Consider the following 14,697-nt stretch of genomic DNA (forward strand, 5'->3'; position numbering starts at 1 on the left):
TTGGCGCGTCAGCGGTGGCCGTATTGGGCGACGAGCTCCGGGTCGCGGACGAGGCCGTCCAGCCAGGTCGGATCGAGCTTCGGCACGGAGGAGAACAGAAGCTTGGAATAGGGATGGGTGGCCGCCTTCACCTTGTCGGGCGTGATCTGCTCCACCCGCTGGCCGTTATACATCACCATGATCTCGTCGCAGATCGCCTCAACAACGGAGAGGTCGTGGCTGATGAAGATGTAGGACAGCCCCAATTCGCGCTGCAACTCCTTGAGCAGCTCGATCACGGCGGACGCCACAACCGTGTCCAGCGCCGAGGTAATCTCGTCGCAGATGATCAGCTTGGGATCCGCCGCCAGCGCGCGCGCAAAATTCACGCGCTGCTTCTGGCCACCCGACAGCTCCGAGGGATAACGATAGCGTAGCGACTTCGGCAGGCGCACCATGTCGAGTAGTTCATCGACGCGCTTCGAGCGCGCCTGTCTGTCCAGCCCGTGATAGAAGACCAGCGGCCGGGCGATGATGTCCTCGACCGGCTTTGCCGGATTGAGCGCGGTATCGGCATACTGGAACACGATCTGCATCTCGCGCAATTGATCCCGGCTGCGCTTGCTTGCAGCGCGCTGCAACGGCTTGCCGTCGAAGACGATGTCACCAGCCGCAGCCGGGTGGATACCGGCGATCACCCGCGCCAGTGTCGATTTTCCGCAGCCGGATTCGCCGATGACGCCGAGATTGCGGCCTTTCTCCACGACCATGCTGACCGTGTCGACGGCGCGGATCAGCGGCAGCCCGTCGTCGCGCACCGCGCCGTAGCCGGCCGTTATATTGTCGATGCGCAGCAGCTGGTTGGTCGCGGCCGCCGCATCCGCGGGCGCTAGCCGCTGCCTAGGTCTAAACGCAGCCAGCAGCTCGCGCGTATAGGGATGCTTGGCAGATGTAAGGATTTCAGCAGTCGTGCCGGTCTCCTGCACTTCGCCGCCCTTCAGCACAATGATGCGATCGGCGATCTGGGCGACAACGGCGAGATCATGGGACACATAGACACCCGCAATCCCGTCCGCCCGCATCACCGACTTGAAGGCCTTCAGAACGTCGATCTGCGTCGTCACGTCGAGCGCCGTCGTCGGCTCGTCGAAGATGACCAGCTTGGGATCGCCGATGAGCGCCATGGCCGCCGCAAGCCGCTGCAATTGTCCGCCCGAAACCTGATGCGGATAGCGGGCGCCGATCCCTTCCGGGTCCGGCAGCGACAACGCCCTGAACAGTTCGACCGCCCGCTTGCGCGCCTGCTCAGGCGGCATCAGCCTGTGGATGCGCGTGACTTCGATCACTTGCTCCATGATGGTGGACGCTGGGTTGAACGAGGCGGCCGCGCTTTGCGGCACATAGGCGATGTCGGTGCCGCGCAGCTTCGCCCGTTCCTTCTCGGAGAGCGCTGCCATGTTCTTACCGTTGACGCTGATCTCGCCGCCGGTGAACCGGCATCCTGGCCGCGCGTGGCCCATGAGCGAGAGCGCCACTGTCGTCTTGCCGGAGCCGCTCTCGCCGATCAGCGCGACGATCTCGCCGTCGGCGATATCGAGGCTGACGCTCTTGATGATTTCGACGACACGTCCGGCGTCTGTCGTCGCCTCGATGCTTAGTTTTCTGACCTCGACGAGATTGGTCATGCGTCGCGGTCCCTGATCTTCTGCGGCAGGTTGTCGATCAGCAGGTTGACGCTGATGGTGAGGCTGGCGATCGCCAGCGAGGGCACGACGACTGCTGGGGCCGCGAAGGGCAGGCCGCCGATGTTCTCACGCACAAGCGCGCCCCAGTCGGCCAAAGGCGGTTGCAGGCCGAGCCCGAGGAAGGACAGACCTGAAAGCAGGAGCACGATGAAGACGAAGCGCAGGCCGAAGTCGGCCAACACCGGACGGACGATGTTGGGCAGAATCTCGGATCCGATGAGATAGGCCGTGCTTTCGCCACGGACACGGGCCACGGTCATGAAATCCATGGTGTTGATGTTGACTGCGAGCGCCCGCGCGAAACGGTAGGCGCCGGGGATGTAGATCACCGCGAGCGTCAGGATCAGCACAGGGATCGAGGAGCCGACCGCTGCGACGACCACGAGGCCGAACAGCTTGCTCGGGATGGAGTTCATCGCGTCGAGGAAGCGGCTGAGGCAGGTGTCGAACCAGCCGCCAGTCACAGCAGCGAGCATGCCGAGCGCAACACCCGAAAAACAGGCGATGCAAACGGCGGCGAGCGATATGCCGACGGTGTAGCGCGCGCCCATCAGTACCCGTGAAAGCATATCGCGACCAAGATAGTCCGAGCCAAGCCATAACCCCTGGCGCATCGGGCCGAAATAATCGTCGTCGACGATGTCGCCGATCGGATGCGGAATGATGTAGGGCGCGAAGATCGCGACCACCGTCCACGCCAGGATGACCAGCGAAGCCACGACGCCGACAAGGTTGTAACTATGGCCCAGGAAGGACCGTCGGGAGGCCACTGCGCGCGCCATCGTTATCTCAGCCTCGGGTTTGACATGATGGCGACGATATCTGCGGCCGTGATGAGCAGGAGATAGCCGAGGCAGAAGATCATCGCGCAGCTCTGGATCAGCGGCAGGTCGCGGGTCGCGACCGCATCGACCATCAGCTTGGCGATGCCGGGATAGTTGAAGATCGTCTCGACGATGATGACGCCGCCGACAAGATAGGACAGCGAGAGCGCCACCGCGTTCACGATCGGCCCGAGCGCGTTGGGCAGCGCATGCCTGAGCACCATGCGAGTGCGGGACGCGCCTTTGAGAAGCGCCATCTCGACATAAGGCGTGGACAGCGTCTCGATCACCGCTGCGCGGGTCATGCGGATCATCTGGGCGGAGATGACGAAGGTAAGCGTGATCACCGGCATTGCGTAGATGCGCACGAGGTCGGTCAGTGAATGCGCCTCGTTGACCGAAGACAACGCCGGCAGCCATTTGAGATAGACGGCGAAGAGCAGCACCGCCAGCGTCGCGACCATGAACTCCGGCACGGAGATGACGCCGATCGAAAGCACGGTGACGGCGCGGTCGTAAAGCGAGCCGCGCAGCATCGCGGCGGTGATGCCGAGCGTCAGCGCCAGCGGAACCGAGAGCAAGGTTGTGATTGCGGCGAGCTTCATCGTGTTGAGCAGACGCCCGCCGATCAGTGCCGCTACCGGCATGTCGTTGGCGTAGGAAGTGCCGAGATCGCCGTGCAGCAGTCCGAAAAGCCAGCGCAGGAAGCGCAGGATCGCCGGATCGTTGAGATGCATGGCCTCGCGCAGGCCGGCGACCGCCTCGGGGGTCGCCGCCTGGCCGAGCAGGATCGACGCGGTGTCGCCCGGCAGCATGCTGGTGGCGAAAAACACGGCGAAAAGCACGATCAGCAGGGTGACGACCGCGATCCCCAGCCGCCTAACCACGAGGTTGAGGACCCCAGATTTCATGGAAGCGCTCCCTGCGGTTGCGTTCGGTCAAACAATCCTGCGCAATGCAGTGCCGGGGCCGGTCGGTCGGCCCCGGCAGGCGCCTCTCAGGCTTCGAGCCAGAGATATTCCGCCATTGCGTAGCCCATCATGCCACCGAGCGGGTTCGCTTCCAAACCCTTCACCTTGCTGGAGAGGGCGTCGACGTTGGAAATGTAGGCTGGGATGATGGTGCCGGCTTCCTCGGACACCATGGTCTGCATCTGGCCGTAGATCTCCTTGCGCTTGGCCTGGTCGAGCGAGCCGCGCGCCTCGACCAGCATCTTGTCGAACTTCTCGGACTTGTACTGGCTTTCGTTCCACGGGGCGTTGGAAGCGTAGAGGAGCGAGAACAGGATGTCCGGCGTCGGGCGTGGGTTGATGTTGCCGAAATGGATCGGCGCCTTCAGCCAGTAATTGTCCCAGTAGCCGTCGGACGGCACGCGCTGCACGTCGAGCTTCATGCCGATGTCGGCGCCGGCGGCCTGGATGATCACCGCCATGTCGATCGACGAGGTCGCGGCGTCGGAAGCGATCACCGGGATGGACTGGCCGAGCAGGCCAGCCTTCTGGAAGTGGAACTTCGCCTTGTCCGGATCGAAGGCCTTCGGCTTGAGGTCCGCATTGTGGAAGATGTTGGCCGGCGAGACCGGCTGGTCGTTGCCCATTTCACCGAGGCCGCGCAGTGCCGATTTAACGATCTGCTCGCGGTTGACGAGATATTTCATGCCGGCGACGAAATCGGCCTTCTTGCCCGGATCCATGTCGAGCCGGATGTTGAGGTCGGTGTAGTTGCCCGAGGTTGTCTTCGACAGTTCGAAACCCTGCTGGCTTTCCAGCAGCTTCATGGCGCGCGGATTGATCGACGCAGCGAAGGCGATGTCGCCCGAAAGCAGCGCGTTCACGCGGGCGCTGTCGTCGCTGATGGCGATGAACTCGAAGGAGTCGAGATAGGGCTTGCCCGACTTCCAGTAGTTCTTGTTCTTGGTGACCACCGAACGCACGCCCGGCTCGAACGTCTCGAGCACAAAGGCGCCGGTGCCGTTGCCCTTTGAGAAATCAGTCGTGCCGTCCTGGACGATCATGAAGTGATGGAGCGCCAGGATGGTCGGCAGGTCGGCATTCGGGTCGGCGAGCGTGATTTCCACGGTCGACTTGTCGACCGCCTTGAAGCCGGTCATCTGCGCGGCGATCTTGGCGACCTTGGAGCCGACCGCCTTGTCGAGATGGCGCTTCAGCGAGAAGACCACGTCGTCGGCCGTGAGGTCCTTGCCGTCATGGAAGGTGACGCCCTTGCGCAGCTTCACGGTCCAGGTCTTGGCGTCCTTACTGTCGAAGCTCTCTGCCAGCTCCATCTGCGTCTTGCCGTCCTTGTCGAGGAAGGTCAGGCGATTGTAGAGCGAGCAGCAGCGGACATAGTCGGTGGAGAGCGACGCCTTCGCCGGGTCGAGCGTGTCGGCGGTCGAGGACGACCAGCCGGCGGCCTTGAAGTTCCCGCCGGAAACCGGCGTGGCGGCGACGGCCTGTGTGGCGCGGCCAAGGACAACACCGCCCGCGGCAATTGCGGCGCCGCCGGCCAGCAGCATCTTGAGCAACTCGCGGCGGCTCGCGCCTCGCCGGATGGCGTTTTCGACCTTGGCGTCGTCGGCGCTGGTCCAGTTGGTGATCTTGTCGGTCATGTTCATTCCCCTTTCTGTTGGTATGGTCGGTATGCTCGTCTTGCTGCGGCTTTCCGGGCTTTGGTTCAGGTTCGCTCCTTCAGGCTTTCTCGCACGGCCGTCGCAAGGGCGGCCATAGAGGTGAAGTGGTAGTCCGGCACGGTGAAGCGCTCGGGCTCGATCGTGCCGCCATAGCCCTTCTGGGCGTGTCGGCGCTCGATCCAGCAATTGGTCATGCCGAGCGCCCTGGAGATGCCGATGTCGTGGTATTGGCTTTGCGCGACATGCAGGATGTCGTCCTTGCTGTCCCCGCACGAAGCCACGAAATCGAAGACCTTCTGGAAGAAGGCCAGGTCTGGCTTTTCCGTGCCGGTGTCATCGGCGGTGAAAGTGGCGAAGAAAGGCGATCCGAGCTGCTTCTCGAAATGGTCGAGCGCCCAGCGCCGCGTGTTGGTCATGGCGATCAGCTTGTTCGACTTGGCAAGCTCGGCCAGCGCCGCCGTGCTGTCGGGAAAGCCTTTCCAAACGCTGGCTGAATCCCGCAGGCGGACACCGTATTTCTCTTCTGCCGGCAGGCCGAGCCGGGGCGCGATGACCATGTAGACACGCACGAGATCGTCGGGGAACAACCCTACGCCCGGCATGTAACGGGCCTGCCGATAGAGCGCCAAAGCTTCATCGCCATCGATGGCGGCGCCGGCCTCGGCGGCAATGCCTGCCAGGCAGGCGGTGATGCCGGCTTCGAAGTCGATCAGCGTGCCGACGACATCGAAACTCATGTATTTGAATTCACTGAAGGCCTTGGCCAAGAACTAGCTCTCCTCTATGGCCGAACCGTGCTGAACAGAACAAAATTCCGTGCTGTCGGAGACGTTGCCTTTTCAAGAAGCCAGTAAATTCCGGCTTTCTGGCCTTGTCTTAAGGACAGTCTGGCACTTCCCCCGCGCTGGATTCGCCGAAAAGGCGCGGGGCTTCGGCACAAAATTGCGAAATCGTCCGCCCCGGCGATATTTCGCGACGCGGAAAATCTGGCGCTGTTCATGACAGCGCCTTGCGGACATCCGGATCGGCCAGCGTTTGATCGAGCGTGAGGCGCGTACGCTCGATGATCGCATCGACATCGCCATCGGTGCAGCAGAGCGGCGGCGCGTAGCCGAGAACGCCATGCGCGAAGGCGCGGATGATCAGGCCGTTGTCCCAGGCCCGGTCGAAGACCCGCCGCGCCGGTATTGCAGAAGCGGGAAGCGGCGTCTTCTTCTGCTTGTCTGTCACCAGTTCAACCGCAGCCAGCATGCCGCGGCCGCGTACGTCGCCGACCAGCGGATGGTCGCTCAGGCAGGCCAATCCCGCCATCAGGCGGGCGCCGGCTTTGATGCCGTTCTCCAGCAGGCCGCCGCCTTCGTAAAGCTTCAGCACCTCGAGCGCGACGGCGGCGCTGACAGGATGGGCGGAGTAGGTGTAGCCGTGGCCGACCGCTGATGCGCCCGCGCCATCGGCGATGACCTGGTAAACATGGTCGGCCATGAACACCGCGCCCATCGGCACGTAGCCCGAGGTCAGGCCCTTGGCGGTCGTCATGAAATCGGGAACGATGTCCTCGTCCGAGCAGGCGAACAGCGGTCCCGTGCGGCCGAAGCCGGTGATCACCTCGTCGGCGATGAACAGGATGCGGTATTCCTTGCAGAGTTCGCGGATCGCCTTGATCCAGCCTCTCGGCGGCACGATGACGCCGCCCGAGCCCTGGATCGGCTCGGCGTAGAAGGCGGCGACGCGCTCTGGTCCGATCGCCTCGATCTTCGCCTTCAGCGCGGCGAGCGATGCGGCGACGATCGCGTTGCCGTCCTCGCCAACCGGGTTGCGGTAGGGATAGGGCGACGGGATCTTGTGCTGCCACTCGAAGGGAATGCCGAAGCCGGCGTGAAAGGCGGGCAGGGCAGTCAGGCCCGCGCCGACCACCGACGATCCGTGATAGCCCTGTTCAATCGAAATGAACTGGTCGCGCTGCGGCTCGCCCTTGGCATTCCAGTAGTAGCGGACGAAGCGGATCGTGCTGTCGACCGCATCCGATCCGCCAAGCGTGAAATAAACGTGATTGAGGTCGCCCGGTGCGCGGTCAGCCAGTTCCGAGGCGAGCCGAATGGCAGGCTCCGAGCCGAGGTCAAAATAGGCGGTCGCGTAGGGAAGCTCGCGCATTTGCCGGGCGGCCGCTTCGACGATGCTGTCGTGGCCGTAGCCAGCATTGACGCACCACAGTCCGGCGAAGCCGTCGACGAGCTGCTTGCCGGATGCGTCAGTCACAGTCGCGCCCTTCGCGGATTTCAGCACGCGCACGCCGAGCGCCTCGTGGCCACGATAGGAGGAGACCGGGTGGATGAGATGGGCGCGGTCGAGTTCGATCAGGGAATTGGCGAGCATTGTTATTCTCCGGACTAGCCGAGCGCCTGGTTGGCGAGGGCGTAAACTTTTGGCCTGGCCTGCGCCGCGTCCGTCCTGGATGGACGGTCCATGGCCACGCCGCCGCCGACATGGGCGAGGCCGATTTCCGTGAGCCAGTCGGCAATGCCTGTCCTGCTGTCCGTGTCGACGCGCAGGAAGGCGCCGGGGCGCGACGCGGCGAAAAAGCCGATCAGGGCTTTGGCTTCCCCCGCACTGCTCGCGATGACTGGGCCGATCACCTCGCCGCGTCCGAACGCGCGGATAGCGGCATAGGCCTCAATTGCGCTGTTGCGGCGGATGACGGCGAGTTCACCGCGCTCGGCCAGCGCATCGATCAAGGCTTCGCGGTCGGCGCAATAGGCATCGCGGTCCAGGCCCTTGATCTCCGGCAGGTCATCGACGCTCGCCGCTTCCACGCCATCGGGCGCGCCAAGCGCAGCGACGTTGCCCTGATGCTGTAGAATGGTGCCCGAGGGCGCAAAGCCCAGTTTCTCATAGAGCGGCATGCCGTCTCGCGTCGCGACGAGCCGCAGCGGACGATCCTGTGCAAGAGCGAAGGCCTGTTCCATCAGCCGACGCCCGAGCCCTTTGCCACGCACGTTCCTGTCGACAATCACCATGTTGATCATGGCGCAGTCCGCGCCATAGGGCGTCACCAGGATGGTTCCGGTGACCCGGCCCTGGTCGTCGAGTGCGACTGCGCCGCTCGAAAGCTGCAGCGCCATCTGCCAGTCCTGCCGGCGATGCGGCCAGTTCTCCTGGCGAGAAAGCGCCACTGCGCCCTCGATATGGTCCGGCCCGAAGTCCCGGAGTTCGATCTCGCCCTGTTGCATGAGGCATCCTTCCGTCTGCCTGCAAGTCTCGGTCATCGGCGCGCCGCAGATCGTCTGAAGGTTTCGGTCTCTGCGATATCTTTCGCCTTTGCGCGGGGCGTGCGCCGCATCTTCTGCTGGCAGCATCCTCGGTGGCCGCTTCACCGTCGTGCAATGGCGCGCTTCTCGACAGGCAAGATGCTACAGCGTGCCAAACCGGACGGCGGATACGGAACTTTCTGCTTTCGGAGAGCCGATTTCGGTCAAGTGGCTCGTCGCCTGCCCGCATATGATGACGTAAATCCCAAAGCGGGTGCGCTTCCACCGGAGATCGACGGACATGGCTTCCTTCAGGCCCAAATACATCACCTTCGACTGCTATGGCACGTTGACCTTCTTCCAGATGGCGGAAGCGGCGCGCGACCTCTATGGCAGCGGGCTCGACGAGCCGCGCATGCAGGAGTTCATCAAGAACTTCGCGGCCTACCGGCTTGACGAGATCCTGGGCGACTGGAAACCCTATGCCGACGTCATCCACAATGCTCTCGAGCGCGCCTGCAAGCGCAACGGCGTCGTCTTCAGCCCCGACGACGCCAAAATGGTCTATGAGCGTGTCCCGACCTGGGGACCGCATGCCGACGTTCCGGCAGGCCTGGCCAAGGTCGCCAAGGAAATCCCGCTGGTTATCCTCTCCAACGCCATGAACGCGCAGATCATGTCCAATGTCGAGAAGCTCGGCGCGCCGTTCCATGCCGTCTATACGGCCGAGCAGGCGCAGGCCTACAAGCCGCGCTTCAAGGCTTTCGAATATATGCTCGACATGTTGGGCTGCGGCCCGGAAGACATCCTTCACTGCTCGTCTTCGTTCCGCTACGACCTGATGTCGGCGCATGATCTCGGCATCAAGAACAAGGTCTGGGTCAACCGCGGCCACGAGCCGGCCAATCCCTATTACGGTTACACTGAGATCGCCGATATTTCTGGTCTCCCGGCGGTGGTCGGGCTTTGAAACGGGCGGATTGTCAATGAAATTCGTCTCCTACTGGCACGACACGGCCCCAATCTTTGCCGGTGGGGCGCACGGGCCGATCGACGGGCACTATGATGCCGCCATTATCGGCGGCGGCTTCACGGGTCTCGCCGCCGCGCGCCAACTGGCAAAGGCCGGCGCCAAGGTGGTCGTGCTGGAAGCGGAGCGGGTCGGCTGGGGCGCATCGGGGCGCAATGGCGGGCATCTGAATAACGGCCTCGCGCACAGCTATCTATCTGCCAAGGCGGAACTCGGCAAGGAACGGGCGATCGCTCTCTACCGGGCGTTGGATGACTCCGTCGACACCATCGAGGCGCTGGTCGCCGAGGAAGGCATCGACTGCAACTTCCGCCGCGCCGGAAAGCTGAAACTCGCTTCCAAGCCGCAGCATTTCGACGCGATCGCGCGCAACTTCGAAGCGATCCATGCCGAGGTCGATCCCGATACGGCTCTGCTGTCGGCGACCGATCTCAAATCCGAGATCGGCTCGCCTTTCCATGGTGCGATGCTGTCGAAGAAGAGCGCCATGATGCATATGGGCCGCTATGTGTCGGGCCTCGCGACGGCCGCCGCCCGACACGGCGCCGTCATCCACGAGAACACCAGGGTGACCAACCTGAGGCAGGCCGACGCCAGGCATGAGCTGACCACCTCGCGAGGCAAGATCAGCGCCGACAATGTGCTGGTGGCGACGGGAGCCTACACGACACCGAATTTCAATTACTTCCGCCGCAGGCTCATCTCGGTCGGCAGCTTCATCATCGCCACACGGCCGTTGAGCGATGTCGAGATCACTGCCACCATGCCGGGCAACCGGACATGCGTGACCTCGATGAACATCGGCAACTACTTCCGGCTCGCGCCCGACAAGCGTCTGATCTTCGGCGGCCGCGCGCGTTTCTCGGCGACGTCGGACCAGCGCTCGGATGCCAAGAGCGGGCAGATATTGCGGACAAGCCTCGCTGCGATTTTTCCGCAGCTCGCGAAGGTCGAGATCGACTATTGCTGGGGCGGGCTGGTCGACATGACCAAGGACCGCTTCCCGCGCGCCGGCTATCATGACGGGGTCTGGTACGCGATGGGCTATTCCGGCCATGGCGCCCAGCTTTCCACCCATCTCGGCATGATCCTGGCCGATGCCATGCTCGGCCGCGAGGACCGCAATCCGCTGAAGGGCCTCGAGTGGCCTTCCATCCCAGGCTACTCAGGCAAGCCGTGGTTCCTGCCGATGGTCGGCCTCTACTACAAGGCGCTCGACCGGGTCCAGTGATCCGCGCTGAGTTTAGCCCAGCCCGCCCATGTGGAAGCTCTTCATCTCGAGATATTCCTCGATACCGGCCTGCGCGCCTTCGCGCCCGAGGCCGGACTGCTTGACGCCGCCGAAGGGCGCCACTTCCATCGAGACCGAGCCGGTGTTGAGCCCAACCATGCCGAACTCCAGCGCCTCGCCGACGCGCCAGGCGCGTTTCAAATTCTCGGTGTAGAAGTAGGAGGCAAGGCCGTAAGGCGTGCCGTTGGCGAGCGCGATCGCTTCCTCTTCGGTTTCGAAGCGGAAGAGCGGCGCGACCGGGCCGAAGGTTTCCTCGCCGGCGAGCTGCATCTCTGCCGTGGCGCCGGTCAGCACCAGCGGCGCGACATATTGCGCGCCCTCCGGCAGCGCCGGTTTCTCAGTGACGATCGCAGCGCCCTTGGCAAGCGCGTCCTCGACATGGCGGTTGATCTTCTCGACCGCCGCCATGTTGATCATCGGCCCGATCGCGACGCCCGGCTGCGTGCCGGGTCCCACCGCCATGGCGTTGACGCGGGCGGTGAGCTTGGCGGCGAAGGCATCGTATACACTCGCCTGGACGAGGACGCGGTTGGCGCAGACGCAGGTCTGGCCGCCATTGCGGAATTTCGATACGAGCGCGCCTTCGACGGCGAGATCGAGATCGGCGTCGTCGAAGACGATGAAGGGGGCGTTGCCGCCGAGCTCCAGGCTGAGCCGCTTCACGCTGTCGGCGGCGCCGCGCATCAGCAGTGAGCCGACCCGCGTCGAGCCAGTGAAGGATATTTTGCGCACCGTCTCGTTCGCCATGATCTCGTTGCCGATCTCGGCCGGCATGCCGGTGACGATGTTGATGACGCCGGCCGGAATGCCGGCGCGTTCGGCGAGCACGCCGAGCGCCAGCGCCGAATAGGGCGTGAACTCGGACGGTTTGATCACCACTGTGCACCCGGCGGCCAGCGCCGGCGCGACCTTGCGGGTGATCATGGCGTTGGGAAAGTTCCACGGCGTGATGATGCCGCACACGCCGACCGGCTCCTTCAGCACGATGATGCGGCGGTCTTGCGTGGGCGAGGGGATGGTGTGGCCGTTGATGCGGCGTGCTTCTTCCGCGAACCATTTGACGAAGGACGCCCCGTAGCGGATCTCGCCCTTGGCCTCGTCCAGCGGCTTGCCCTGTTCCGTCGTCAGGATCAGCGCGAGGTCGTCCAGATGCGCAAGCATCAGGCCATGCCACGCTTCCAGCAGCGTGGCGCGCTCCGCGTTGGTCTTCTTCCGCCAGTCCCGATAGGCGGAGGCCGCGGCTTCGATGGCCGCTCGGGTGTCTGCACCGGCCATGTCGGGCACTGTGCCGATCGCCGCCTGCGTCGCCGGATCGATGACGTCGACGGTCTTGCCGGAGCCGGCAGCGACCCATTCGCCCCTGATCAGGCCGGCTTCGCGGAAGAGGCTTTTGTCCTTCAGGTTCTTCATCGGGAAACGACCTTGCATTCAGCTGAGCGCCGCGACGACGGCGGCTGTGATGGCGTCTGTCTTGTCCTTGCCGGCGATCGTTCCAATGCCGCGCGCGGTCGTCGCTTCGAGCGCCTTCATGATGCGGCCGGCGGCGGCCGTCTCGCCGAGGTGCTCGAGCATCATCGCGCCCGACCAGATGGTGGCGATCGGATTGGCGATGCCGAGATGGGCGATGTCCGGGGCGGAGCCGTGTACCGGCTCGAACATGGACGGCGCCGAGCGGTCGGGATTGATGTTGGCGGAGGCGGCGTAGCCGAGCCCGCCCTGCATCGCTGCGCCGATGTCGGTCAGGATGTCGCCGAAGAGATTGGAGGCGACGACCACGTCGAGACTGTCCGGCGCCATGATCATGCGCGCGGCGAGCGCGTCGACATGATAGCTGGTGACCGTGACATCAGGATAGTCGGCCGCCAGCTTGCGCGTGATCTCGTCCCAGAAGACCATCGAGTATTTCTGCGCGTTGGACTTGGTAACGGAGGCCAGCCTGCCGCGCCGTGCCCGCGCCTGCTCGAAGCCGAAGCGCAGGATGCGCTCGACGCCGGCTCGGGTGAAGATCGAGGTCTCCACCGCGACCTCGTCCAGCGTGCCCTGATGCACGCGTCCGCCAGCGCCCGAATATTCGCCTTCGGTGTTCTCGCGGATGCACAATATATCGAAGCTCTCGGCACGCAGCGGACCCGTCAAGCCCGGCAGCAGGCGATGCGGCCTTATATTGGCGTATTGCACGAAGGCCTTGCGGATCGGCAGCAACAGGCCGTGCAGCGAAACGGAGTCCGGCACTTCCGCCGGCCAGCCGACGGCGCCCAGAAGAATGGCGTCGAAGCCGCGCAACTTCCCGATGCCGTCCTCGGGCATCATGCGGCCGGTTTCCTTGTAGAATTTGCAGGACCAGGGGAACCCGGTTGCCATCAGGGCAAAACCGGAGTGCTTGGCCGCGGTCTCCAGCACCGTCCAGGCGGCGGCGGTCACATCGCGGCCGATGCCGTCACCGGGGATCAGGGCTATCGAATAGGATTTCATCGGCAACTCTTCAGAGGCTGATCAGGACGCTCTTGGTCCTGCGATTGGCGTGGTAGGCCTCGCGGCCAAGGTCCTTGCCGATACCGGAGCGCTTATAACCGCCGGTCGGCAGGATGTGGTCGCGCGAACGGCTGTAGCGGTTGACCCACACGGTGCCCGCTTCGAGCTTGCGCGCGATGCGGATCGTGCGCGACAGGTCGGCGGTGAACAGGCCGGAGGCCAGGCCATAGGTCGGATGGCTGGCCAGCGCCAGCGCCTCTTCCTCGGTCTCGAAGGTCTGGACGGTCAGGACCGGGCCGAAGATCTCCTCGACAATCGCCGGATTGGCCTGGTCGACATTGGCGATCAGTGTCGGTTCGTAGAAATAGCCCGGATCGCCCATGGCGCTGCCGCCGGTCAGGCACTCGCCGCCGGCGGCGAGAGCAGCCTGCACGATGCTGTCGACACGGGCCTGCTGCCGCTCCGAAATGATCGGCGAATACTGCGTCGTCTCGTCCCATGTCGGGCCGAGCCGCACCGCCTTCATTCGTTCAACGATGGCGGCCGCAAGCTGGTTGGCGACGCTCTTCTCCACAATCAGGCGCGTGCCGGCCACGCAGGCCTGCCCGGCGTTGAAGATGACACTGCCGGCGATCGCCGCCGCTGCCTTGTCGAGATCGGCGTCGGCAAAGACGAGTTGCGGGCTCTTGCCGCCGAGCTCCAGCGTCATTGGCTTGACGCCGGTGCGGGCGACATTCTCCATGATCGCCGAGCCGGCGCGAGTCGAGCCGGTGAAGCTGACCTTGGCGATCTCGGGATGGCCGGTCAGCGCCGTGCCGGTCGTCGGACCGTCGCCCAAGACCACATTGATGAGTCCGGCCGGCAGACCCGCTTTGACTGCGAGCTGCGACAGATAGACAGCCGAGAAGGGCGTCATCTCAGAAGGTTTCAAGACAACCGCATTGCCCGCGGCCAGCGCCGGGCCGAGTTTCCAGCCGGCCATCGAGATTGGGAAATTCCATGGTGTGATCGCGCCGACGACGCCATAGGGCTCGCTCATGATCATGCCGAGACTGGCGTCGTCGGTCGGCGCGAGTTCGCTACCCTCCTTGTCGGCGAACTCGGCGAAGAACCGGATCTGCTCGGCGGTGACGGCGATGTCTCCAGCAACGAGCTGGCCGACGGGTCGGGTCGAGCACAGCGCCTCGATTTTGGCCAGCGTTGCGGCTTCGGCCTCGATCAGGTCGGCCCAGGCCTGCAGGGCCCTGGTGCGCTCGCGCGGCCGGACGCCGCCCCAGTTGCTAGCTTTCAGCGCAGCCTTGGCGCTCTCTACCGCGCTGTCGACCATATCAACACCCGCTACTGGGCAGGCGCCATAGGCTTTGCCGTCGGAGGGCCGCCGCATCTCGATCGCGCCCTCGGCGGAAATCAGCTCCCCGCCGATGAAATGGCCAACGGGGAGGGGGATCGTGTTGGGATCGAAGCTCAGGCTCATGGGCAAAC

The 14,697-nt window shown here is 64.2% G+C and carries 12 protein-coding genes; 2 read left to right on the forward strand and 10 right to left on the reverse strand.

Translation table 11 applies throughout. The features are described 5' to 3' along the window. Positions 1–8: 8 nt before the first annotated feature. From P9272_RS25305 to P9272_RS25335, 7 genes are all read right to left on the reverse strand, one after another. Complete coding sequence (locus P9272_RS25305; protein WP_278162652.1) at positions 9–1,664, reverse strand: ABC transporter ATP-binding protein; 1,656 nt, start codon at positions 1,662–1,664, stop codon at positions 9–11. Then, positions 1,661–2,506, reverse strand: coding sequence for an ABC transporter permease (locus P9272_RS25310; protein WP_128259071.1), 846 nt, complete (start codon positions 2,504–2,506; stop codon positions 1,661–1,663). The genes P9272_RS25305 and P9272_RS25310 overlap by 4 nt, the downstream gene beginning before the upstream one ends. 2 nt (positions 2,507–2,508) lie before the next feature. Continuing rightward, positions 2,509–3,459, reverse strand: a complete 951-nt coding sequence (locus P9272_RS25315) for an ABC transporter permease (RefSeq protein WP_278162653.1) — start codon at positions 3,457–3,459, stop codon at positions 2,509–2,511. 86 nt (positions 3,460–3,545) lie between these two features. Continuing rightward, positions 3,546–5,156 (reverse strand): ABC transporter substrate-binding protein, encoded by a 1,611-nt coding sequence (locus P9272_RS25320; protein ID WP_278162654.1) that lies wholly within the window; start codon positions 5,154–5,156, stop codon positions 3,546–3,548. 65 nt (positions 5,157–5,221) lie between these two features. After that, on the reverse strand, positions 5,222–5,944 hold the full coding sequence (locus P9272_RS25325) for an HAD-IA family hydrolase (protein WP_278162655.1): 723 nt from the start codon (positions 5,942–5,944) through the stop codon (positions 5,222–5,224). A 229-nt stretch (positions 5,945–6,173) separates the two neighbouring features. Further along, positions 6,174–7,550, reverse strand: coding sequence for an aspartate aminotransferase family protein (locus P9272_RS25330; RefSeq protein WP_278162656.1), 1,377 nt, complete (start codon positions 7,548–7,550; stop codon positions 6,174–6,176). A 14-nt stretch (positions 7,551–7,564) separates the two neighbouring features. After that, positions 7,565–8,404 carry a GNAT family N-acetyltransferase gene (locus P9272_RS25335; RefSeq protein WP_278162658.1) on the reverse strand — a complete coding sequence of 280 codons (840 nt, stop codon included), beginning with the start codon at positions 8,402–8,404 and terminating at the stop codon, positions 7,565–7,567. Between the two features lie 319 nt (positions 8,405–8,723). Between P9272_RS25335 and P9272_RS25340 the strand changes: the two genes are divergently transcribed. Then, positions 8,724–9,392 (forward strand): haloacid dehalogenase type II, encoded by a 669-nt coding sequence (locus tag P9272_RS25340; RefSeq protein WP_278162660.1) that lies wholly within the window; start codon positions 8,724–8,726, stop codon positions 9,390–9,392. Between the two features lie 16 nt (positions 9,393–9,408). Continuing rightward, complete coding sequence (locus P9272_RS25345) at positions 9,409–10,683, forward strand: FAD-binding oxidoreductase (RefSeq protein WP_278162661.1); 1,275 nt, start codon at positions 9,409–9,411, stop codon at positions 10,681–10,683. 12 nt (positions 10,684–10,695) lie between these two features. Here the strand turns inward: P9272_RS25345 and P9272_RS25350 are convergent, their stop codons facing one another. From P9272_RS25350 to P9272_RS25360, 3 genes are read right to left on the reverse strand one after another with little or no spacing between them, the layout of a single operon-like run. Further along, positions 10,696–12,153, reverse strand: a complete 1,458-nt coding sequence (locus P9272_RS25350) for an NAD-dependent succinate-semialdehyde dehydrogenase (RefSeq protein ID WP_278162662.1) — start codon at positions 12,151–12,153, stop codon at positions 10,696–10,698. Between the two features lie 18 nt (positions 12,154–12,171). Further along, positions 12,172–13,215, reverse strand: a complete 1,044-nt coding sequence (locus P9272_RS25355; protein WP_278162664.1) for a tartrate dehydrogenase — start codon at positions 13,213–13,215, stop codon at positions 12,172–12,174. A gap of 10 nt (positions 13,216–13,225) precedes the next feature. Then, the gene (locus P9272_RS25360) at positions 13,226–14,689 is read right to left on the reverse strand and encodes an aldehyde dehydrogenase family protein (protein ID WP_278162665.1); all 1,464 of its coding nucleotides are present in this window, start codon (positions 14,687–14,689) and stop codon (positions 13,226–13,228) included. Positions 14,690–14,697: the final 8 nt, after the last annotated feature.

The organism is Mesorhizobium sp. WSM4976, assembly GCF_029625685.1.
GTDB lineage: Bacteria > Pseudomonadota > Alphaproteobacteria > Rhizobiales > Rhizobiaceae > Mesorhizobium.

Coding starts and splice junctions, on each gene's coding strand:
- P9272_RS25305 (WP_278162652.1), bottom strand. CDS start 1,664: ATGACCAATCTCGTCGAGGTCAGAAAACTAAGCATCGAGGCGACGACA.
- P9272_RS25310 (WP_128259071.1), bottom strand. CDS start 2,506: ATGGCGCGCGCAGTGGCCTCCCGACGGTCCTTCCTGGGCCATAGTTAC.
- P9272_RS25315 (WP_278162653.1), bottom strand. CDS start 3,459: ATGAAATCTGGGGTCCTCAACCTCGTGGTTAGGCGGCTGGGGATCGCG.
- P9272_RS25320 (WP_278162654.1), bottom strand. CDS start 5,156: ATGACCGACAAGATCACCAACTGGACCAGCGCCGACGACGCCAAGGTC.
- P9272_RS25330 (WP_278162656.1), bottom strand. CDS start 7,550: ATGCTCGCCAATTCCCTGATCGAACTCGACCGCGCCCATCTCATCCAC.
- P9272_RS25335 (WP_278162658.1), bottom strand. CDS start 8,404: ATGCAACAGGGCGAGATCGAACTCCGGGACTTCGGGCCGGACCATATC.
- P9272_RS25340 (WP_278162660.1), top strand. CDS start 8,724: ATGGCTTCCTTCAGGCCCAAATACATCACCTTCGACTGCTATGGCACG.
- P9272_RS25345 (WP_278162661.1), top strand. CDS start 9,409: ATGAAATTCGTCTCCTACTGGCACGACACGGCCCCAATCTTTGCCGGT.
- P9272_RS25350 (WP_278162662.1), bottom strand. CDS start 12,153: ATGAAGAACCTGAAGGACAAAAGCCTCTTCCGCGAAGCCGGCCTGATC.
- P9272_RS25355 (WP_278162664.1), bottom strand. CDS start 13,215: ATGAAATCCTATTCGATAGCCCTGATCCCCGGTGACGGCATCGGCCGC.
- P9272_RS25360 (WP_278162665.1), bottom strand. CDS start 14,689: ATGAGCCTGAGCTTCGATCCCAACACGATCCCCCTCCCCGTTGGCCAT.